Raw genomic sequence first — 21,159 nt, 5'->3', positions numbered from 1 at the left:
TGAGGAACTGATCATGACTCTCGGCAACACGCTCACCGAGGCGCCGGCCCCGACCGGCTCCGCCCGCCCCGCCCGCCCCGGCAGTCCCGCGGCCCGGGCCGCCCGGCGCCGCGCCCTGCTCCACTGGGTGGCCGTCCACTCGCTGGCCATCGCCGCCGCGCTGTTCTTCCTGCTGCCCTTCGTCTTCGTACTGCTCACCTCGCTGATGGACGACCAGCAGGCGCTCACCACCGACTACTGGCCCACCCACTGGGAGTGGGGCAACTACGGCAAGGTGTGGAACACCCCCGGTTTCCTCACCTGGTGGCGCAACACCCTGCTCTACGCCGGCGCGGGCACGCTGCTGACCGTCGTCTCCAGCCTGCCGGTCGCCTACGCACTCGCCAAGTTCCGCTTCCGGGGCCGCAACCTGGCACTGATGGCGGTCATCGCGATGATGATGCTGCCGCCGCAGGTCACCGTCATCCCGATGTACCTGTTCTGGGCCAAGCAGATGGGCATGAGCGGCTCGCTCTGGCCGCTGATCATCCCGATGGCCTTCGGCGACGCGTTCTCCATCTTCCTGCTGCGCCAGTTCCTGATGACCATCCCCAGGGAGTACATCGAGGCCGCCCGGATCGACGGCTGCGGCGACCTGCGCACCCTGCTGCGGGTGGTCCTGCCGATGGCGAAGCCGGCCATCGCCGCCGTCGCGCTGTTCCAGTTCTTCTACTGCTGGAACGACTACTTCGGCCCGCAGATCTACGCCAGCAACAACCGCGAGGCCTGGACCCTCTCGTACGGGCTGGAGTCCTTCAAGGCCGCCCACCACACCAACTGGAACCTCACCATGGCCGCCACCCTGCTGGTGATGGCGCCGGTGATCATCCTCTTCTTCTTCGCTCAGAAGGCCTTCATCGAAGGCGTGACACTGACAGGGGTCAAGGGCTGATGTCCGCACCGAAGACGTCCGGAGCCGCCGCGCTCAAGCTCGCCATCGTCGGCGGGGGTTCGACGTACACCCCGGAGCTGATCGACGGCTTCGCCCGGCTGCGCGACACCCTGCCGGTCGGCGAGCTGGTGCTGATCGACCCGGCCGCCGAACGCCTGGAACTGATCGGCGGCCTCGCCCGGCGGATCTTCGCCAGGCAGGGGCACGGCGCGGCCGTCACGGTGACCACGGACCTGGCGGCGGGCGTCGCGGACGCCGACGCCGTCCTGCTCCAACTGCGGGTCGGCGGGCAGGCGGCGCGCGACCAGGACGAGACCTGGCCGCTGGAGTGCGGCTGCGTCGGGCAGGAGACCACCGGCGCAGGCGGGCTCGCCAAGGCGCTGCGCACCGTCCCGGTGGTGCTGGACATCGCCGAGCAGGTGCGCCGCACCAACCCGGACGCCTGGATCGTCGACTTCACCAACCCGGTCGGCATCGTCACCCGGGCCCTGCAGACCGCCGGCCACAAGGCCGTCGGGCTCTGCAACGTCGCCATCGGCTTCCAGCGCAAGTTCGCCGCGCACCTCGGGGTGGACCCGGAGCTGGTCCGGCTCGACCACGTCGGGCTCAACCACCTCACCTGGGAACGCGGGGTGACCCTGCTGGACGCCCCCGGCGCGGCGGGCGGGCGGGAGGTGCTGCCGGAGCTGCTCGGCGGCTTCGGCAAGGAGATCGCCGAGGACCTGCACCTGCCGCGGGCCGTCATCGAGCGGCTCGGCGTCGTACCGTCCTACTACCTGCGGTACTTCTACCAGCACGACGCGGTGGTCGCCGAGCTCAGGGAACAGGGCTCGCGGGCCGCGCAGGTCGCCGAGATCGAGCGGCAGCTGCTGGCGCTGTACGCCGACCCGACCCTGGACACCAAGCCCGAACTGCTCGGCAAGCGCGGCGGCGCCTTCTACTCGGAGGCCGCCGTCCAGCTGATCGCCGCCCTGCTCGGCACCGGCGGCGGGACCTCCGTCCAGGTCGTCAACACCCGCAACGACGGCGTGCTGCCCTTCCTGCCGGACGACGCCGTCATCGAGGTGCCCGCCGAGGTCGACGCCGGCGGCGTGCGCCCGCTGCCGCAGCGCCCGTTGGAGCCGCTGTACGCCGGCCTCGTCGCCGCCGTCACCGCGTACGAGCACCTCGCCCTGGACGCCGCGCTGCACGGCGGGCGCGACCGGGTCTTCGACGCACTGCTCGCCCACCCGCTGGTCGGCCAGATCGAACTCGCCGACCGGCTCACGGACCGACTGCTCGCCCACAACCGCGAGCACCTCGCCTGGGCCTGACCTGGCCCGCCGTGCCCCGCCCGCGTTCCTCAGGACATCGCGGGCCGGGCACCGCGAGGAGACCGTCCACCCCCGGCCGCCGACTCCCGGCCGGGCATCCCCGGCCGATGACTTCCCGGCCGGGCCACGTACGAGCCGCGGGGACCCGATGACCCACCAGCCCGAACCACTCCTGCCCGGCGTCCTCGCCATCGACGCGGGGAACTCCAAGACCGACGTCGCCCTGATCGGCGTCGACGGCACCGTCCTCGGCACCGCCCGCGGCGGCGGCTTCGCACCCCAGCGGATCGGCGGCGCCGCAGCCGTCGCCGGCCTCGCCCCGCTCGTCCGGCAGGCCGCAGCCGAGGCCGGCCACCCGACCTGGAGCGGCGTGCTCACCGACCACGTGAGCGCCTGCCTCGCCAACGCCGACCTGCCGGTCGAGGAACAGGCCCTGCTCGACGCCCTCGAATCCCACCCCTGGGGCGCCACCAACACCGTCGTCAACGACACCTTCGGCCTGCTGCGGGCCGGCACCGACGGCCCGCGCGGCGTCGCGGTCGTCTGCGGCGCCGGGATCAACTGCGTCGGCCTGCTGCCGGACGGCCGCACCGCCCGCTTCCCCGCCCTCGGCGAACTCACCGGCGACTGGGGCGGCGGCTCCGGCCTCGCCATCACCAGCATGTGGCACGCCGTACGGTCCGAGGACGGCCGCGGCGGGCCGACCGCCCTCGCCCGCGCGATCGCCGACCACTTCGGCCTGTCCAGTGCCGGCGCCGTCGCCGAAGCCGTCCACCTCGGACACCTGTCGGGCGACCGGCTGCACGAACTCGTCCGGGTGCTGTTCGCGGTCGCGGGCGACGGGGACGCCGTCGCCCTGGAACTGATCGACCGCCAGGCCGACGAGATCGTCCGGCTCGCGGTGGTCGCCCTGAGACGCCTCGACCTGCTGGACTCCCCCACCCCGGTGGTGCTCGGCGGCGGCGTGCTCGCCTCCGAGCAGCCGCTGCTGCTCGACAACCTGAAGGCCCGACTCGCGCGGGCCGCGCCGCTGGCCGAACCCCGGGTCGTCGTCGCGCCGCCGGTGCTGGGCGCGGCACTGCTCGGCCTGGACCACCTGCAGGCGGGCGCGGAGGCGCAGGCCCGGCTGCGCGAGGCCTACGAGGGGCCACGGCCGGTCGCCGCCTGACCAGGCGTCAACGAACTTCCCTCCTCTGTCGGATCCGCACATCCGGCGGGGGAGGGAACCGCGCTCCCGGTCGTCCTCGTACGACCCGAGTACCGGCGACCGCCGCCGCCCGGGGAGACTGGTGCCATGGCCGTGCCCCGCAACCTCCTCGCCGCCGCCCTGCTGGCCTGTGGCACCGCAGCCGCGCTCACCGGCTGCACCCCCGCCGACTCCGGCCCGACGGTGGCCGCCGCCTCCGCCGCGGCGGTCGCCGACGAGGCGGCGGACGACCTGCTGGACGAGGACGACGAACTCCTGGGCGAGGAGGAGGAAGCGGAGGAGGCCTACTCCCCCGCGGACAACCCGTCCGCCGGCGATCCGTCCGCGGCCGACCCGTCCCTCGCGGCCCCGTCCGTTCCGGCCCCCGAGTGCCCGGCGCCCGCGGAGCGCCCGGGCCACGAGGTCCTCGTCGTCGTCGCCGCCGGCCCCGCCACGGTCACCGCCCAGCCGGCCCGCCACACCTGCGACCCCGCCCGCTACACCCCCACCGGCACGCCCGTCCACTACGGCTTCGCGGCGGCCGGAGTGACGGCGACCCTGGTCGACCGCCCGCACGGCGACCCGGCCAGGGCGGTCCCGCTGGCGGAACTGATCGCCCACCTCGACGACTGCCTGGCCGAACGGGACCCGGCCGCCCCGTACGGGTGCCACGGGAACGCCTACGACGTGGTGCTGGACTCCCACGGGCGGATCATGCGGATCGGCGAGGTCGAGGGGCCGTAGGGCAGGCAGCGGCGGAATACGGTGTAGAACCTCCTCGCAACTGTTGACATTCGGCTGAGCTACGCGCGTCAGCATCCCTGCAGCTGGGGACTTTTGACCTTCCATACCTCCGCATGGGCCGCCCTTGGGGCTGGTCTTACTCTCAGCCTCGTTGACCCGGTTTCGGCGGCTCTGCTTTGCTTCCGGCGGTCGACGGTGTACCGGTCCCCCATCCCCTCTCAGCCGACCGCCCCTGACGGGCGGCCCGCTGCTCCGGCCTGCCGTCGTCGCCCCGCTCGTCCCCCCACAGCGCCGCCGCGTCCCCACCCGGGTGCGGTCGGCGCGAGAGAGGAACCCTCACGATGGGCATCTCCCCCACCTCCCGCCGGATGCGGCTCCGGGCCTTGACCGGGCTCAGCGCGCTGGCCCTCGCCGTCACCGGTCTCGCCGCCGCTCCGGCCGCCCAGGCCGACCAGCCGGGCGGCGAGTTCGCCGGAAAGTCCCACCCGTACCGGCACGGCGTCCACCCGTCCAAGGAGGCGGGCAACTCCGCCGCCGCCCGGACCAACAACCTGAAGTACGGCGGCGCCGTGGACGGCATCGGCGTCACCACCGGCGCCCCCAAGGTCTACCTGGTCTTCTGGGGCACCCAGTGGGGCACCCAGGGCACCGACGCCAACGGCAACACCACCCTCACCGGCGACCCGAAGGGCATCGCCGTCCGCGCGCAGCAGCTGTTCAAGGGCCTCGGGACCAACAACGAGACCTGGTCCGGCGTCATGACGCAGTACTGCGAGGGCGTCGCCAAGGGCGCGAGCAGCTGCCCGGCCACCGCCACGCACGTCGGCTACCCGACCGGCGGCGCGCTGGCCGGCGTCTGGGTGGACTCCTCGGCCGCCGCCCCGGGCCAGGCCACCGGCAACCAGCTGGCCGCCGAGGCCGTGAAGGCCGCCGGGCACTTCGGCAACACCACGGCCGCGTCCAACCGCAACGCGCAGTACGTGGTGCTCTCGCCCACCGGCACGCACCCGGACGGCTTCAACACGCCGAGCGGGGGCTTCTGCGCCTGGCACGACTGGAACGGCGACACCACGCTGACCGGCGGCGCCGCCCCGTCCCCGTACGGCGACGTGGCGTTCACCAACGACCCGTACGTGACGGACATGGGCGCCTCCTGCGGCCAGAACTACGTCAACAGCGGCAGTGCGGGCACGCTCGACGGCGTGACCATCGTGTACGGCCACGAGTACTCGGAGACCGTCACCGACCAGAACCCGGCCGGCGGCTGGACCGACTCGACCGGGTACGAGAACGCCGACAAGTGCGCCTGGAACGGCACCGGCGGGACCGGCGGCGCGCAGAACGTGACCTTCGCGACCGGGTCGTTCGCCATGCAGGCCACCTGGTCGAACGCGGTCAGCGGCTGCCAGATCTCGCACGCGATCGTCCACTGACGCCCGGGGCGCGGTGAGGCGCCGGGGCGGGCCGTGCGGGCCCGCCCCGGCGCTTCGCGTTCCCGGGAGCGGCCGCGAGCGGCCACGAGCGGCCGCTACGGGCTGACCAGCCCGAACTCGTAGGCCTGGATGACCAGATGGACCCGGTCGCGAGCGTCGAGCTTGGTGAAGAGCCGGGCGACGTGGGCCTTGGCGGTGGCCACGCTGATGGTGAGCTCCTCGGCGATCTCGGTGTTGGACAGGCCGCGGCCGACCAGGGTGAGCACCTCGCGCTCGCGCTCGGTGACGCTCCCGGCGACGGCCCGCCGGGGCTGCCGGGCCTCCCCGGCGCCGTCCGGACGGGCGGCGAACTCGCCGATCAGGCGGCGGGTGATGCCGGGGGCGATCAGCGCGTCCCCGGCGGCGACGACCCGGATGCCGTCCAGGATGGTCTCCAGGGCGAGGTCCTTGACCAGGAAGCCGCTCGCGCCGGCCCGCAGCGCGCCGTACACGTAGTCGTCGTCGTCGAAGGTGGTGAGGACGAGGACGTGGGTGGGCAGGTCCGGGTCGGCGGTGATCCGGCGGGTGGCCTCGATGCCGTCCGTGTTCGGCATCCGGATGTCCATCACCGCGACGTCGGGGCGCAGCCGGGCCACCAGGTCGACGGCCTCGGCGCCGTCGCCGGCCTCGCCGACCACCTCCAGGTCCGGGGCGTCGGCGATGAGCACGCGCAGGCCGGTGCGGATGAGCGGCTGGTCGTCCACCAGAACGACGCGGATCACGGTCCCACCTCCACGGGGATCGGCAGTCGGGCGGCGACCCGGAAGCCGCCTTCGGGGCGCGGGCCGGCGCTGAACTCGCCGCGCAGCAGGGCGACCCGCTCGCGCATGCCGGCGATGCCGTAGCCGGTGCCGGGAGCCGGCGTCGCCGGGCCGGCGCCCAAGTCGACGACGGTGACCGCCAGTTCGTCCGGCCGGTAGTCGACGGTGACGTGGCAGTCGCGGGTACCGGAGTGCTTGACCACGTTGGTCACCGCCTCCTGGACGATCCGGAAGGCGGCGAGGTCGACGTCGGCGGGCAGGGCGCGCGGCTCGCCGCCGCGGGTCACCGCGACCCGGACACCGGCGCCCGCACCGTTCGCCACCAACCGGTCCAACTCGGCGAGCCCCGGGGCGACTTCGAGCGGTGCGGACTCCTGCTCGCCGGCCCGCAGCGCGCCGAGCATCCGGCGCAGGCCGGCCAGCGTCTCCCGGCTGGTGGCCTCGATGGCGACCAGCGCGTTGCGGGCCTCGGCGGGCTGGGTGTCCATGACCCGGCTGCCCATGCCGGCCTGGATCGCGATGATGCCGATGGTGTGCGCGACCATGTCGTGCAACTCGCGTGCGATCCGCAGTCGTTCGGCGGTGATGGCCTGCTCGGAGGCGCGGCCGCGCAGCGCCTCGGTGTGGGCGCGGGTCTGGTGCACCGTGTTGCCGACCAGCCAGGCGATCAGCGCGGTCGCGGCGAATCCCGCGTAGGCGAACGGGTTGACGGGGTAGTCGTGGACGGCACCCCAGAGCAGCAGCCCGGCGACCGTGGCGACCGGCAGCCCCAGGGCGCTCAGCGAGACGCGCCGCGAGCGGGTGGCGGCGCAGTAGCCGACCACTCCGTCGGCGATCAGGAACTGCAGCACCGGCGTCTCCGGGACCCCCTGCATCCCCAGCGAGAAGATGCTGCCCACGAGCGCCACCACGATGGCCACCAGCGGCAGCCGGACCAGCAGCGCCGCCACCAGGGTGGTGACCACCGCGGTGACCACCAGCGGCATGTCCTCCGGATTGCCGTAGTAGTTGAACAGGTGGCTCAGCTCGGCCTCACGCGTGAAGCAGCGGAACACGACCAGGGCCGTCCAGAGCGCCGCCACCCACACGGCCGGCGGCAGGCGCCTGAGCAACGGCGGGCGGGGTTCGGTGATCATGACGCGATGGTAGCCGCGCCCCGTTCGGCGGCGCATTGGCCGGCGGGCGTAATCCCCGGGGCCAGTGCGGCGGCGGCCGGTTGTGGCCCGCCGCCCGATGCCGCGGCGGGGCGCCGACCGGCAGCGTTGTCCCCGTGATCGAGATCGAGCGACTGACCAAGCGGTACGGCGCCACCACGGCCGTCGACCAGTTGACCTTCACCGTCCGGCCCGGGGCCGTCACCGGCTTCCTCGGCCCCAACGGCGCCGGCAAGTCCACCACGCTGCGGATGATCCTGGGCCTCAACACCCCCACCGAGGGCAGCGTCACCGTCGACGGCGTGCCCTTCGCGCATCGGCCGCGCGGGCTGCGGCACGTCGGCGCGCTGCTGGACGCGGGCGACGTGCACGGCGGGCGCAGCGCCCGGGCGCACCTGTCGGCGCTGGCCCGCAGCAACCGCATCCCGCTCGGGCGGGTGGACGAGGTGCTGGAGGAGGTCGGGCTGGGCAAGGCCGCCGGGCGGCGGATCGGCGGCTACTCGCTGGGCATGAAGCAGCGGCTCGGCATCGCGGGCGCGCTGCTCGGCGACCCGCCGGTGCTGCTCTTCGACGAACCGCTCAACGGGCTGGACCCGGAGGGCGTGCTGTGGGTGCGCGGGCTGTTCCGGCGCCTCGCCGCCGAGGGACGGACGGTGTTCGTCTCCAGCCACATGATGGCCGAGATGGAGCACACCGCCGACCGGCTGGTGGTGATCGGACGCGGCCGGCTGATCGCGGACGAGAGCCTCACGGACTTCTCGGCCCGCAACGCGGTGACCTCGGTGGCCGTACGCACGCCCGGACTCGCCTCGCTGGCGGCGGCGTTGCGGGCCGAGGGGGCCGAAGTCCGCGAGATGGAACCGGAGTTCGGGATCGTCGCGGGCCTGCCCGCCGAGCGGATCGGCGAACTCGCCCTGCGGCACGGCGTGGTGCTGCACGAACTCGCCACCCGGACGTCCTCCCTGGAGTCCGCGTTCATGTCCCTGACCGCCGGCAGTGTCGAGTACCTGGCTGGAGACGCCCGATGAGCACGACCCTCGCCCTTCGTTCCGGCGAGCCGGCGCCCCGGTTCACCGACCTGCTCGCCGCCGAGTGGATCAAGCTGCGCTCGCTGCGGTCGACGTACTGGGTGCTCGCGCTCGCCTCGCTGGTGGCGATCGTGGTCAACCTGAACGCCGTCCACAGCGACCTGACGTACATCGACCAGCCGCCCGCGCCGATGCCCGGCCACCCGCCGTACCGGTACGACCCGCTGTTCCACGGCCTGAGCAGCATGTCGAGCGACCTGCTGGCGATCGCGGCCGGCAGCCTCGGCGCGATCACCGTGTTCGGCGAGTACACCACCGGCCTGGTCCGCACCACCTTCGCCGCGGTCCCGGACCGGCGCGGAGTGATCGCGGCCAAGGTGGTGCTGATCGGCGGGATCACCGCGCTCGCCGGGCTGGTGGTGTCGTTCGGGTCCTTCTTCACCACGAACGCGATGCTCGCCTCCCGGCACGTCGGACTCTCCGTCTCCGACGAGGGCTGCCTGCGGGCCGTCCTCGGCTACGCGGCGATCGTGCCGACCTGCGCGCTGATCGGCATGGCGCTCGGCGCGCTGCTGCGGCACGCCACCGCCTCGATCGTCTCGCTGGTGATGCTGATGTTCATCCTGCCGCTGATGTTCGGCGGGGACCGCTACCGGTGGCTGAAGGAGATCGGCACCCACCTGCCGCTCAGCACCGTCAGCCGGCTCACCATCACCCCCGGCTCCTCGGCCACGATGGGGAAGTACGCGCCGACCGTGCTGGACTCCTGGATCACGATGGGCGTGTGGGCCGTCGTCGCGGTGACGGTCACGGTGGTCGTGGTGCGGCGACGGGACGTGTGAGGCGGCGCTCCGCAGCAGTGTGGCCATCACGCCGCGCCCCCGGTCTCCACGCTCCCTGCCGCATCCTGTGCCCCCGCCCCGCCGGGCACGGTGGTGCCAGGCTGGGCGGGGGCGGCGCAACGGAGTTGCCGCGCGGGCGGGGGCGGCGGGGCCGCCGTCGGGGCAGCCGGGTCGCTGCCGGGCCGGGAGGCCTTGTGCCGAGGCGGCCGGGTCGCTGCCGGGTCAGGCCACGGCGGCGCCGGCCTTGGTGCGGAAGGCGGTGAGGGTGGCGGTCGGGACGCCGCAGGCGGGGAGGAAGGAGGCGGCGCCGCCGTGGTGGGTGCGGACGCGGTCGAGGAAGACGGACATGGCCTCGGCCGGGGCTTCCAGCAGGGGGGCGGGGATCGTGAGGTTGCGGCCCTGGGAGTCGGTGACGCGGGAGGTGGAGTGGTCGTTGAGGGCGGTGCGGTGGCGCTCGGCGAGGCCCTCGAAGATCTGCGGGAGGGCGTCGGTGGTGCGGGCGTAGTCGGCGACGATGCGGTCCACGGAGGCGCCGAGGAGGTCGAGGAGCAGGGCGGTCAGCAGGCCGGTGCGGTCCTTGCCCGCCGCGCAGTGCAGCAGGACGGCGCCGGGGCGGACGGTGGCCTCGACGGCGGCGGCGACCGCCTCGGGGGCGGACTCGGCCAGCAGCACGTAGAAGTCGCCGAGGTCGGCGGCCGTGGTCATGGTGCTCATCCGCGCGGTGAGGGCGTCGGTCGCGGGGTTCACCGGGGCCGCGACCACGGCTATCCCGGCGGCCTCGGCGGCGGCCCAGTCGGCGGGGTCGGTCTCACGCGGGTCGCGCAGGTCGACGATGGTGCGGATGTCGCAGGCGCGCAGCTGGGCGACGGTGGCCTCGTCGGCGGCCGGGAACGGCTGGGCGGAGCGGTACAGCACGCCGGGGCGGACCCGACGGCCCTCGGGGTCGCCGAGGACGGCGGCGTCGCGGAAGTTGACCAGGGACATGCGGGAGGCCTTTCGGTGGAGCCGCGCTCGGGGGGTGGGGCATCCGGACGGACATCTAGACGTCTAGATGTCTAACCCCTCCGGGGGTCGCCGGGCAAGCGGCGACCGACGCGCTCCCTCCATCCCACCCCCGTCCGTGCGCCGGGGCGACCCGGGCGAGGCGGCGGGCTCCGGGCAGCGCGGGCGGGTCCGGGGCGCGCGGGTCCGGGGCGCAGGCGGCGGACAGCGGGTCCGGGGCGCGGGCGGCGGACAGCGGGTCCGGGGCGGCGGGCGGCGGACAGCGGGTCCGGGGCGGCGGGCTTCGTAGGATCGGGCGTGTGGCGACCAACCCTCCGGGCACCCCGAGCACCCCGCTGTACCGCCGCCTGGCGCGCCGGCTCCAGGAGCGCATCGACGCCGGCACCTACCCGGCGGGCACCCGGCTGCCGAGCGAGCCGGAGCTGAGCAGCGAGTTCGGCGTGAACCGGCTGACCGTGCGGCAGGCGGTCGCGGAGCTGGAGCGGGCGGCCGTGGTGGAGATCCGCCGGGGCGTGGGCACCTTCGTCCGCCCGCCCGCCGTCCGCGTGTCGATCACCGTGGACCCGCGCAGCCAGCGCTTCGACCTCGGCAGCGTGCACGCCGCTCTGCCCGCCGGCGGCCGGGGCACCGGCCCGGACGACGATCGGGACGGTGACGGGAACGGGGAGCAGGGCGACGGCGAGTTCGTCGTCGCCTCGCCGCCCGTGACCGGCGCGGCGGAGGACGCGGAGGCGGCCCGCCGGCTCGGCCGCGAGCCCGGCGAGCTGTCCCGGGTGGACTCGGTGATCCGGCTGGGCGGGCGGGCCCGGGCCGCCTGCAGCTACTGGGTGCCGTTCGGCCCGCTGCCCGCCGAGCTGGTCCGGCCGGGCCGCCCCGGGAACCTGGTGCTGGACCTGGCGCGGGCCGCCGGGGTGGAGCTGGAGTACGACTGGCGGGCCTTCGGCGCGGTCGGTGCGGACCTCGCCGACGCCGAACTGCTGGGTGTCCCGCCGGGCACCGCGCTGCTGGTCCGCGAGGGCGTCAGCTGCACCCCGGACGGCACCCCGCTCCTGTACGTGCGGCGGCGGATCGACGGCAGCAGCGCGCGGTTCGTGCTGCACTTCCGCGACCGGTAGCGCCCGGGTTCCGACAGCCGTGGCGCCCGGATTCCGACGCCCGGGGCGCCGGGATTCCGAGGCGGGCGGCGTCGGGGCTCGCGGGTGCGGCGGCACCGGTCTCCGGCCGTATCGATCCTGCTAATGTTCAGCGCCGAAATACCAGGTCGTTCGGGGGATGGCAGGACACGGTGACCGAGGGGATCGAGCTCGACATGCCCACCGAGCTGGCCGAGGCCTACCTCGTCCTGCTCGCCGACGTCTCCCGCACCGGCCGGCTGCTGCGCCGCGACGAGCTGGAGCGTCTGCGCAGGCTGGGCGAGCACTGCGCCGAGGCCGGGTACGGGCTGCGCGAGGTGGTGGCGCACTGCCTGGCGGCGGCCCGCCGGGCCTGGCAGACGCTGCCCGGGACGACCGCCGCGACCAGCGTCGGCGAGCTGCGCCGGATGGGCGACGCCGTGCTCGGCGCCACCGACGCCGCGCTGGCCGCGCTCGGCGAGGGGCACGAGCGCGCGCAACGCCTGGCGGTCCGTCAGGAGGAGGCAGCCAGACGGGAGTTCATCGACGACCTGCTGTTCGGCCGCAGCGACCTCGGCCTGCTCGCCGAGCGCGCGGAGCGGTTCGGGCTGCGGCTGGCGGGTGCGTACACGGTGGCGGTCGCGGTGGGCGACGAGCCGTTCGCGGACGTGCACCCGCTGGTGCACCGGGTGGAGCGGGAACTGGCCGGGCGGTTCGGCGAGCGGGACGTGCTGCTGGCCGGCAAGGACGGCCGGCTGGTCTGCATCGCCCCGGATTCCGAGCGGGCCGTGCTGGAGGCCTTCGCCGATCTGACGCTGCGCCCGGGCCCCGGCTACCGCCCGGTGCTGCGGGTGGCCACCGGCCGTCGGCACTCGGGGCCGAGCGGGGTACTGCGCAGCTACGACGAGGCGCTGGACGCGCTGGACTACGCGCAGCGCCTGGGCCTGCCGGCCCGGCAGCTGAAGGCCGAGGAGCTGCTGGTCTTCCCGGTGCTGATGCGCGACCGGGCGGCCATGGCGGACCTGGTGCGCAGCGTGCTCGGCCCGCTGACCGAGGCGCGCGGCGGCGCCCGTCCACTGCTGGACACCATCGCGGTGCAGGCGGAGGCCGCCTACGTGAACGCGGAGGCGGCGCGCCGGCTGGGGCTGAGCGTGCGAACGCTGAGCTACCGCCTGGAGCGGATCAAGGCGCTCACGGGGTACGACCCGTCGGACGCGCTGCAGCGCTTCACGCTGGAGACCGCCGCGATGGGCGCGCGGCTGCTGAACTGGCCGGAGCAGCCGCTCTAGGACCCGGCTCGAAGCCGCTCGTCGAACCGGCTCGTCAAACCCGCTCGGGCCCGCTGCGACGGTCCGGCGGCCGTTCTGTTGCCCGGCTGTTGCAGTGTCACGTGGGTCGCGTGTACCAGGGTGTCAAAGAGCCGTAAAGATTGCCGGATCCTGGCAATGTGCGGCGGGCGGCTCCACTGCCATGATCTCTCCGGCGCCGAAGCGCGGTGCCGTGGGAAAGGCGGGGGAGCGTGGCCGGGACGGGGGGATTCTTCGCGGCCGCGCTGGCCTTTCCGACGGCGCTGTTCAGTTTCGCACTGGTGGTGGTCGTCGGGTACTGGCTGCTCATGCTGCTCGGCGGACTGGGGTTCGACGCCCTGCACGGGGGGCACGGCGTCGGGCACCACCTGGATGCCGGGCACGTCGGTCATGTCGGCCACGTCGGCCATGCGGGTCAGGTGGGTCACGTCGGGCACGGTGCCGGGGGGCACGGTGTCGGGGGGCACGTGGCCCACGGGTCGCACGGTGGGCACGGCACCGACGGGCACGGCACCGACGGGCACGGCTCCGACGGGGGGAACGGGGGCAACGGCGCCCGCGCCGCGGCCGGCCACCACGGGGGCGTGCTGGACGCGCTGGGACTGGGCGGCGTGCCCGTGACGGTGGCGGTGTCGCTGCTGGTCGCGCTCGCCTGGTTCGTCAGCCTGGCCGGCACCGTGCTCACCTCGGGGGCGCCGGCGCGCGGCGGAGTGTTCGCCGTCGCGCTGGTCGCCTCCTGGGCGGGCACCCGGGTGCTCGTCAAGCCGCTGCGGCGGCTCTTCCCGCAGGACCGGCCGACCACCCGGGGGGACTTCGTCGGCCGGGTCTGCGTGATCCGGACCGGCCGGGTGACGGCCGACTTCGGGCAGGCCGAGGTCACCGCCGAGGACGGCTCCACCGCGACCGTCCAGGTCCGCACGACCACCCCGGAGCCCGGGCTGACGGTCGGGCGGACCGCCCTGATCTTCGACTACGACGCCGAGGGCGAGCACTTCCTGGTGGCGCCCTTCGACCCGTCGCCGCCGGGCCTCACCTGAGAGCCCGGACCCCGTCACCTCTGACCCTTCGTCAGTTCACTTCCTCCGCTTTCCTCTTCGCACCATCTCGCCATCGTCAAAGGACTCCGTGATGGACACCATCGCCGTGGGTTTCGGCGTGCTCGTCGCCGTCGTGCTGCTCATCCTGCTCGCCATGCTGCTGTTCGTGGGCCGCCTCTTCCAGAAGGTCGAGCAGGGCAAGGCACTGATCGTCTCCCGGACGAAGAAGGTGGACGTCACCTTCACCGGCGCGATCGTCCTGCCGATCATCCACAAGGCCGAGCTGATGGACATCACCGCCAAGACGGTGGAGATCCACCGGGCCGGCCGGGACGGCCTGATCTGCCGCGACAACATCCGGGCGGACATCCGGATCTCCTTCTTCGTCCGGGTGAACAAGACCGTCGAGGACGTCGTCAAGGTCGCGCAGTCGATCGGCACCGCCCGGGCCAGCGATCCGCAGGCGATCCAGGACTTCTTCGCCGCGAAGTTCGCCGAGGCGCTCAAGACCGTCGGCAAGCAGCTGGACTTCACCGACCTGTACACCCACCGGCACGAGTTCCGGGACCAGATCATCGCGGTCATCGGCACCGACCTCAACGGCTACACGCTGGAGGACGCGGCCATCGACCACCTCGAACAGACCCCGATGAGCCAGCTGGACGGCGACAACATCCTGGACGCCCAGGGCATCCGCAAGATCACCGAGCTGACCGCGATCGAGCACGTGCGCACCAACGAGTACCAGCGTACCGAGGAGAAGGAGATCACCCGGCAGAACGTGGACGCCCGGGAGACCGTCCTGGAGCTCGAACGCCGCCAGGCCGACGCCGAGATCCGCCAGCGCCGCGAGATCGAGACCCTGCGGGCCAAGGAGGACGCGGTGATCGCCCGGGTGCAGGAGGAGGAGCGGCTCAACGCGCAGACCGCGTTCCTGCGCACCGAGGAGCTGCTCGGGGTGCAGCGGGAGAACCAGGCCCGCGAGGTCGCGGTGGCGCAGAAGAACCGCGAGCGGGTGATCGCGGTGGAGAACGAGCGGATCGAGAAGGACCGTCTGCTGGAGGTCGTCGGCCGCGAGCGGGAGACCGAACTCGCCACGATCGCCAAGGTGAAGGAGGTCGAGTCGGCCAAGCGGGACGTCGCCGACGTGGTCCGCGAGCGGGTCGCGGTGGACCGGACCGTCGCCGAGCAGGAGGAGGCCGTCAAGACGCTGCGCGCCACCGAGGAGGCCGAGCGCGTCCGCAAGGCCGTCGTCATCCAGGCCGAGGCGGAGGCGCAGGAGAAGCTCGTCAAGGACATCAAGGCCGCCGAGGCCGCCGAGCAGGCCGCCACGCACAAGGCCCGCGAGGCGCTGGTGCTGGCCGAGGCCCGGCAGCAGGCCGCCGAGCTGGACGCGGCCGCCAAGATCAGGATGGCCGAGGGCGTCCGGGCGGAGGCCGCCGCCGAGGGTCTGGCCCGCGTCCAAGTGCGGGAGCAGGAGGCCGCGGCCGTGGAGAAGGTGGGCCTCGCCGAGGCCGTCGTCCAGGCCGAGAAGGCCAAGGCGGCCGCGCTGGAGGTCGGCGCCAAGCTGAAGGCCGAGGCCGAGGGCCTGACCGAGAAGGCCGCCGCGATGGCAAAGCTGGACGAGGCCTCGCGCGAGCACGAGGAGTACCGGCTGCGGCTGGCCGCCGAGAAGGACGTCCGGCTGGCCGGGCTGGACGCGCAGCGGCAGATCGCCGAGGCGCAGGCCGCGCTGGTCGCGACCGGCTTGGAGAAGGCCAAGATCGACATCGTCGGCGGGGACTCGGTCTTCTTCGACCGGCTGGTGCAGTCGGTGACGGCCGGCAAGAGCGTGGACGCCTTCGTCGGCCACTCGCAGACCGCGCAGGCCCTGGCCGGCCCCTGGCTGGACGGCCGGGCCGGCTTCACCGAGGACCTCACCCGGGTGCTGTCCTCGGTCTCCACGGCGGACGTGCAGAACCTGACGGTCTCCGCGCTGCTGATGAAGCTGATCGGCTCGGGCGCCGGCGAGCAGTCCGGACAGCTGCGCCAACTCCTGGATTCGGCACGGAAGCTGGGGATCGCCGAGGCCCCGATCGGGACGCTGGCCGGTGGCGGCGCCGCGCTGAACGGCTCCAAGTAGCCTACGGAGCCGGGCAGCCCGGCTCCGAGCGGCCCGGCTCCGGGCAACATCGTTCCGGGCAGCCCGGCTCCGGCGAGGCTGCTGCGGGCAACCCCGCTCCGGGCAACACCGCTCCGGGCAACACCGCTCCGGGCAACACCGCTCCGAGCAACGATCCGCCGAGTACCTGAGGAACTGACCGTGGACGTCCTCGACGACCGGCTCGACGCCGGCACCTACGAGGTCCTGCGCGACCGGCTCGCCCGGGCCGCCGCCGAACTCGCCGACCGCGCGCAGGCGTTGAACGCCCGCCGGGTCGAGGAGTTCGGCGGCGGGGAGCTGCGGCTGACCGGCACCGGGCGGCTCACCACCCCCCGGTCCTGCCTCCCGCAGGACCTCACCGCCGCCGGCGGGCTGCTCCTGCTCGGCACCCGCCCCACCGAAGTCGGGGACGGCGCCGAGGACTTCGCCGACGTACTCGGCCTCCACGGCCCCGACCTCTCCCCCGCCCCCGCCGAGGGCACCCTGCTGGACGACCCTCGACTGCGCCAGGACCTCGCCGACCTGCGGCGCTACTTCCGCGACGCCCGCCTGGAACGCCTGCGCCCGGCGGAGGGGCGACTGCTCGCCGTCTTCCGCACCGGCCCGGCCGCCACCGACGTCCGGGTGCTGCGCTGGCGCCTCGACGACGGCGCCGACGACACCCGCCCCGCCTACCTGGACGGGCGCGGCGAGCGCGACCACACCCCCGCCGACGGGCAGCAGCTCGCCTGGACGGCACTGACCCGCGACGACCAGCTGCCGGCCGGCCCCGGCCGCCCGCCCCGCGCCGACCTGGCCGGCGAGCTCCACCTCGGCGTCGACGGCGGCCGGTTGACCCTCACCACCCCGGACGGCCGGGAGCTGCACCACGAGCCGCTGGCCGAGGCCCTGCAGACCCTCGCCGACGCGCAGATCGCCCACGCCCGGCTCGGCACCCTGCTGCTGGTGCGCGTGCGCCCGTACCAGGAGGAGGGCGTCCGGCACCTGGTGGTGCACCTGCCCAGCGGCAAGGTCACCCGGATCGACGCGCTCGGCCAGGCCTGCCTGCGGCTGCCCGCCGACCAGGGCGTGGCCTTCCCCGGCGGCTGCCACCTCACGGACGGCACCGTGCGCACCTTCGACCAGCCGGTGGACGGCCTGGCCTACGAGCGCACCGTCGTCTCGCCCAACGGCGAGGACGTGCTGTACGAGTTCCGCTCCCCCGCCGACGGCCGCGCCCTGCTGCAGCCGTACAACAGCGTCCGCCAGGAGGCCGCCGCCCCGCTGCCCTGCCAGGGGTACGCACTGCTCGCCGACGGCACCCTGATCGCACTGCGCCCGGCCGAGGACGGACCCACCCGGCTGCACCCCGTCCAGCTCTGGCAGACCCCGTTCACCAGCGAGCGCTTCGCCGCCCAACAGCCGCCCGGTACCGGGCCGTTGGCCCGGATCGGCAACGCCGACCTGGTACGCGGCCTGGCCGACTGCCTCGCGCTCGCCCGCCTGGCCGAGGCCGGCGCCGACACCCCGGCCGGCCACCGGGCCGTCCTCACCGCCTGCACCCGCACCGCCGACCGGCACCACTGGCTCGGCCAGAACGGCCTCGGCGACCTCGCCGCGCCGCTCGCCGAGATCCGCGACACCGCCCGGCAGGTCATCGCCGAGTACGAGGCGATCGCCCAGCTCACCGCGCACGCCGCCGGCCAGACCGGCGAGGCGGCCGAGCACGTCGAGGGCCTGCTGCGCACCGCCCGCGGCGAGACCCTGGCCGACGCCGCCGAGTGGGTCGACCGGCTCGCCGGGCTGCGCCGCGCCCAGGGCCGGGTCGAGGCGCTGCGCGACCTGCCGCGGGCCGACCCCGAGCGGATCGACGCGCTCGCCGCGCACCTCGCCGAGGGCCTGGCCGAGGCCGCCGACCGCGCCGTCGGCCAACTGGCCGAGCCCACCGCCTTCGAACCGCACCGGCGGCGGGCCGCCGAACTGGCCGAGCAGTGTGCCGCGATCGCGACCGCCGCCGAGGCCGAGCCGCTGGGCCACGAACTGAACGCCCAGAGCGAGGCGCTGCAGACCGTCTCGGAGCTGGTCGGCACCCTCGACCTGGCCGACGCCACCACCCGCACCGCCATCCTGGACCGCCTCGCCGACGTCCTCGGGCTGCTCAACCGGGCCCGGACCGCGCTCACCGTGCGCCGCCGGGAGCTGCGCACCCGCGAAGCCGCCGCCGAATTCGCCGCCGAGACGGCGCTGCTCGCCCAGGCCACCACCGCCGCGCTCGCCGCCGCCGACACCCCCGAGGCCTGCGACGACCGGCTCGGCCGGCTCCTGCTGCGGATCGAGCAGCTGGAGACCCGCTTCGCCGACGCCGACCCGGCCCTCGGCGAGCAGCTCGCCGACCGGCGCACCGAGATCCACGACGCGCTCACCGCCCGCCGCCAGCACCTGCTGGAGGAACGGGCCCGCCGCGCCGACCGGCTCGCCGCCTCCGCCGAGCGGATCCTCGACACCCTGCACCGCCGACTGGCCGCCCTGGACACCGCCGCCGAGATCGACGCCGCGCTCGCCGCCGACCCGACCGCCGTCAAACTCCGCGACCTCGCCGGCCAGTTGACCGCGCTCGGCGACCGGGTCCGGGCCGCGGAGCTGACCGGACGGCTGCGCGCCGCCCGCGGCCGCGCCCACCGCGCCCTGCGCGACCGCGCCGAACTCGCCGGGGACGGTCCCGGCACCCTGCGGCTGGGCCGACACCTGTTCGCCGTCACCACCCAGCGGCCCGAACTCGCCCTCGTGCCCTGGCGCGGGCGCCCCGCCTTCACCCTCACCGGCACCGACTACCGCTCCCCCGTCACCGACCCGGCCTTCGCCGCCACCGAGCGCTACTGGGACCGTCCGCTGCCGTCGGAGACCCCACAGCTCTACCGCGCCGAGTACCTCGCCGCGAGCCTGCTGCTGGCCGCCGAGCCGGACTCGCTCTCCGCCGACGCGGACCTGCTGGACCACGTCCGGCGGGCCGCCGAGCAGCGGCCGGACGAGGGCTACCAGCGCGGCGTGCACGACCACGACGCGGCGCTGCTGCTCCGCGCGCTGCTCGAACTCTCCGCCGACGCCGGGCTGTTGCGGCACCCGGCAGGCGCCCGGGCGGCCGCGCAGCTGTACTGGGCGTACGGCGCGGACGAGCGGCAGCGGCTGCTCTGGCACACCCGGGCCCGCTCGCTCGGGCTCGCCCGGCAGGCCTTCGGCGGCGTGCCGGCGCTGGACGCGCTGGCCGCCGAACTCTCGGACGCCGTCACCGAGTTCGCCCTGGGGACAGGAAGGAGCGGAGCAGGAAGGCGCGGAACAGGAACGCCCGGGGCAGGAACGCCCGGAGGCGGCGCGCGGGGAGCCTCCGCTGCCGGGGCGGAGGGCGCCGGACCGTACCTGGTGGCCGAACTGGCCGCCGAATCACCGACATTCGCCTACTCGGCGGGCGCGGCCGCGCTGCTCGACAAGTTCCGCGCCGCCCCCGAGTCGGCCGGCCTCACCGAGGCGCTGGCCGCCCTGCCCGACGAGCCCGCACTCCTGGCCGTACGGCGCCAGCTCGCCACCGCCTGGCTGACGGCGGGAGCCGCCGACGCCGATCCGGCCGACCTCGCCGAGGCCGCCGCCGTCCTGCTCTGCCCGTCCCTGCCGCGCCGGCCGGTGGACGGGGCGGTGGGCACCCGGCTGACCGGGCTGCTCGGCGACCACCCGCGCCTGGCGGGCGGCGCACTCGACCTCCGACTGGACGAACTGCTCGCCCGGGTCCGGGATTTCGAGGAGGTGGAGGTCCCCGGTCACCGGGCCTACCAGAAGCTGCGCGGCGAGCTGCTGGCCGCCGAACACGCCCGGCTGCGGCTCGACCAGTACCGGCCGGCCCCGCTCAACGGCTTCGTCCGCAACCGGCTGATCGACCGGGTGTACCTGCCGCTGATCGGCGACAACCTGGCCAAGCAGCTCGGCACGGCGGAGTCCGGCGGACCGGTCGACCGCAGCGGCCTGCTGCTGCTGGTCTCCCCGCCCGGCTACGGCAAGACCACCCTCGTCGAGTACCTCGCCGAGCGGCTCGGCCTGCTGCTGGTCTCCGTCAGCGGCCCGGCGCTCGGCCACCGTGTCACCTCGCTCGACCCGGCCGAGGCGCCCGACGCCACCTCCCGGCGCGAGGTCGAGAAGCTCAACTTCGCCCTGCACGCCGGCGACAACGTGCTGCTCTACCTCGACGACGTCCAGCACACCTCGCCCGAGTTCCTGCAGCGCTTCATCCCGCTGTGCGACGCGCAGCGCCGGATCGACGGCGTCTGGGACGGCGAGGCCCGCGAGTGGGACCTGCGCGGCAAGCGCTTCGCCGTGGTGATGGCCGCCAACCCGTACACCGAGTCCGGCCGGCTCTTCCGGCTGCCCGACATGCTCGCCAACCGCGCCGACGTCTGGAACCTCGGCGACGCCGTCGCCGGGCGCGACGACCTGTTCGCGCTCAGCTTCGTCGAGAACGCCCTGCCCGCCAACCCCCACCTCGCCCCGCTCGCCACCGCCGAGCGCGCCGACCTGGACACCCTGCTCGCCCGTGCGACGGGGGTCCCCGGCGGCACGCTGGCCGGCGCCTGGCCCGCCGCCGAGGTCGAGCGGATGACCGCCGTCCTGGCCGGCCTGCTCCACCTGCGCACCACCGTCCTGGCCGTCAACCGCGCCTACCTGGACTCGGCCGCCCAGGACGACCGCACCCGCGCCGAACCGCCGTTCCTGCTCCAGGGCTCGTACCGCAACATGGCCAAGCTCGCCCAGCGCCTCGACCCCGCCCTCACCCGACCCGAGCTGGACGCCCTCCTCACCGACCACTACCGCGCCGAGGCCCAGCCGCTGGGCGCCGAAGCGGAGGCGCAGCTGCTGAAGCTGGCGGAGCTGCGCGGTGCCCTGACGCCGGAGCAGGCGCAGCGCTGGGAGGAGCTGAAGCGCGCCCGGCGGGGGCAGGGCCCGGGCCTCTGACGACCGGCCCTCGCCCGGCCTCGCGGGCTTGCGAGCCCGGCCGCGAAGGCTTGCGCAGGCCCTCGCAGGCCCGCACCGATGTCCGCCTGACCGCCGAGCGCGCCGGTCCGTTGATCAGGCGGTCGGACGACCGCACAACACGCCCCACCGGGG

At 74.6% G+C, this 21,159-nt stretch carries 16 protein-coding genes; 12 read left to right on the top strand and 4 right to left on the bottom strand.

Annotated features, from left to right (window positions below; all coding sequences use genetic code 11):
- Positions 1-13 precede the first annotated feature (13 nt).
- From ABTY56_RS10160 to ABTY56_RS10140, 5 genes are all read left to right on the top strand, one after another.
- Positions 14-931 carry a carbohydrate ABC transporter permease gene (locus ABTY56_RS10160; protein WP_350628052.1) on the top strand — a complete coding sequence of 306 codons (918 nt, stop codon included), beginning with the start codon at positions 14-16 and terminating at the stop codon, positions 929-931.
- Positions 931-2,244 carry a 6-phospho-beta-glucosidase gene (locus tag ABTY56_RS10155; RefSeq protein ID WP_350628051.1) on the top strand — a complete coding sequence of 438 codons (1,314 nt, stop codon included), beginning with the start codon at positions 931-933 and terminating at the stop codon, positions 2,242-2,244. The genes ABTY56_RS10160 and ABTY56_RS10155 overlap by 1 nt, the downstream gene beginning before the upstream one ends.
- Before the next feature lie 148 nt (positions 2,245-2,392).
- The gene (locus ABTY56_RS10150; RefSeq protein WP_350628049.1) at positions 2,393-3,412 is read left to right on the top strand and encodes an N-acetylglucosamine kinase; all 1,020 of its coding nucleotides are present in this window, start codon (positions 2,393-2,395) and stop codon (positions 3,410-3,412) included.
- 126 nt (positions 3,413-3,538) lie between these two features.
- Positions 3,539-4,174: a hypothetical protein gene (locus ABTY56_RS10145; protein ID WP_350628048.1), complete on the top strand. Its 636-nt coding sequence runs from the start codon at positions 3,539-3,541 to the stop codon at positions 4,172-4,174.
- Between the two features lie 341 nt (positions 4,175-4,515).
- The gene (locus tag ABTY56_RS10140) at positions 4,516-5,607 is read left to right on the top strand and encodes a hypothetical protein (protein WP_350628046.1); all 1,092 of its coding nucleotides are present in this window, start codon (positions 4,516-4,518) and stop codon (positions 5,605-5,607) included.
- A gap of 95 nt (positions 5,608-5,702) precedes the next feature.
- On the opposite strand, the gene ABTY56_RS10135 is transcribed toward ABTY56_RS10140, so the two are convergent.
- Both ABTY56_RS10135 and ABTY56_RS10130 read right to left on the bottom strand, forming a co-directional pair.
- Positions 5,703-6,368 (bottom strand): response regulator, encoded by a 666-nt coding sequence (locus tag ABTY56_RS10135; protein WP_350628044.1) that lies wholly within the window; start codon positions 6,366-6,368, stop codon positions 5,703-5,705.
- The gene (locus ABTY56_RS10130; RefSeq protein WP_350628042.1) at positions 6,365-7,543 is read right to left on the bottom strand and encodes a sensor histidine kinase; all 1,179 of its coding nucleotides are present in this window, start codon (positions 7,541-7,543) and stop codon (positions 6,365-6,367) included. Before ABTY56_RS10130 ends, ABTY56_RS10135 begins: the two co-directional genes overlap by 4 nt.
- Positions 7,544-7,677: 134 nt before the next feature.
- Here ABTY56_RS10130 and ABTY56_RS10125 point away from each other — a divergent pair, with 134 nt between their 5' ends.
- Positions 7,678-8,589: an ABC transporter ATP-binding protein gene (locus tag ABTY56_RS10125; protein WP_350628040.1), complete on the top strand. Its 912-nt coding sequence runs from the start codon at positions 7,678-7,680 to the stop codon at positions 8,587-8,589.
- Positions 8,586-9,431: an ABC transporter permease gene (locus tag ABTY56_RS10120; RefSeq protein WP_350628038.1), complete on the top strand. Its 846-nt coding sequence runs from the start codon at positions 8,586-8,588 to the stop codon at positions 9,429-9,431. Before ABTY56_RS10125 ends, ABTY56_RS10120 begins: the two co-directional genes overlap by 4 nt.
- A 222-nt stretch (positions 9,432-9,653) precedes the next feature.
- Here the strand turns inward: ABTY56_RS10120 and ABTY56_RS10115 are convergent, their stop codons facing one another.
- Positions 9,654-10,415, bottom strand: coding sequence for a tyrosine-protein phosphatase (locus ABTY56_RS10115; RefSeq protein WP_350628037.1), 762 nt, complete (start codon positions 10,413-10,415; stop codon positions 9,654-9,656).
- Positions 10,416-10,732: 317 nt separating this feature from the next.
- Between ABTY56_RS10115 and ABTY56_RS10110 the strand changes: the two genes are divergently transcribed.
- Entirely contained in the window at positions 10,733-11,548 is an 816-nt protein-coding gene (locus ABTY56_RS10110; protein ID WP_350628035.1) for a GntR family transcriptional regulator, read from the top strand.
- A 127-nt stretch (positions 11,549-11,675) separates the two neighbouring features.
- Here the strand turns inward: ABTY56_RS10110 and ABTY56_RS10105 are convergent, their stop codons facing one another.
- Positions 11,676-11,744 carry a hypothetical protein gene (locus ABTY56_RS10105; RefSeq protein ID WP_350628117.1) on the bottom strand — a complete coding sequence of 23 codons (69 nt, stop codon included), beginning with the start codon at positions 11,742-11,744 and terminating at the stop codon, positions 11,676-11,678.
- Between ABTY56_RS10105 and ABTY56_RS10100 the strand changes: the two genes are divergently transcribed.
- From ABTY56_RS10100 to ABTY56_RS10085, 4 genes are all read left to right on the top strand, one after another.
- Positions 11,743-12,834 carry a PucR family transcriptional regulator gene (locus ABTY56_RS10100; protein ID WP_350628116.1) on the top strand — a complete coding sequence of 364 codons (1,092 nt, stop codon included), beginning with the start codon at positions 11,743-11,745 and terminating at the stop codon, positions 12,832-12,834. The two genes, ABTY56_RS10105 and ABTY56_RS10100, sit on opposite strands and share 2 nt — an antisense overlap.
- 230 nt (positions 12,835-13,064) lie before the next feature.
- On the top strand, positions 13,065-13,889 hold the full coding sequence (locus ABTY56_RS10095; protein ID WP_350628033.1) for a hypothetical protein: 825 nt from the start codon (positions 13,065-13,067) through the stop codon (positions 13,887-13,889).
- 91 nt (positions 13,890-13,980) lie between these two features.
- Positions 13,981-16,011 (top strand): flotillin family protein, encoded by a 2,031-nt coding sequence (locus ABTY56_RS10090; RefSeq protein ID WP_350628032.1) that lies wholly within the window; start codon positions 13,981-13,983, stop codon positions 16,009-16,011.
- A 180-nt stretch (positions 16,012-16,191) separates the two neighbouring features.
- On the top strand, positions 16,192-21,006 hold the full coding sequence (locus tag ABTY56_RS10085; protein WP_350628031.1) for a DNA repair ATPase: 4,815 nt from the start codon (positions 16,192-16,194) through the stop codon (positions 21,004-21,006).
- Positions 21,007-21,159 lie beyond the last annotated feature (153 nt).

It is taken from the genome of Kitasatospora sp. NPDC097691, assembly GCF_040302665.1.
GTDB lineage: Bacteria > Actinomycetota > Actinomycetes > Streptomycetales > Streptomycetaceae > Kitasatospora.
This window is presented reverse-complemented; position numbering and strand designations above follow the sequence as displayed.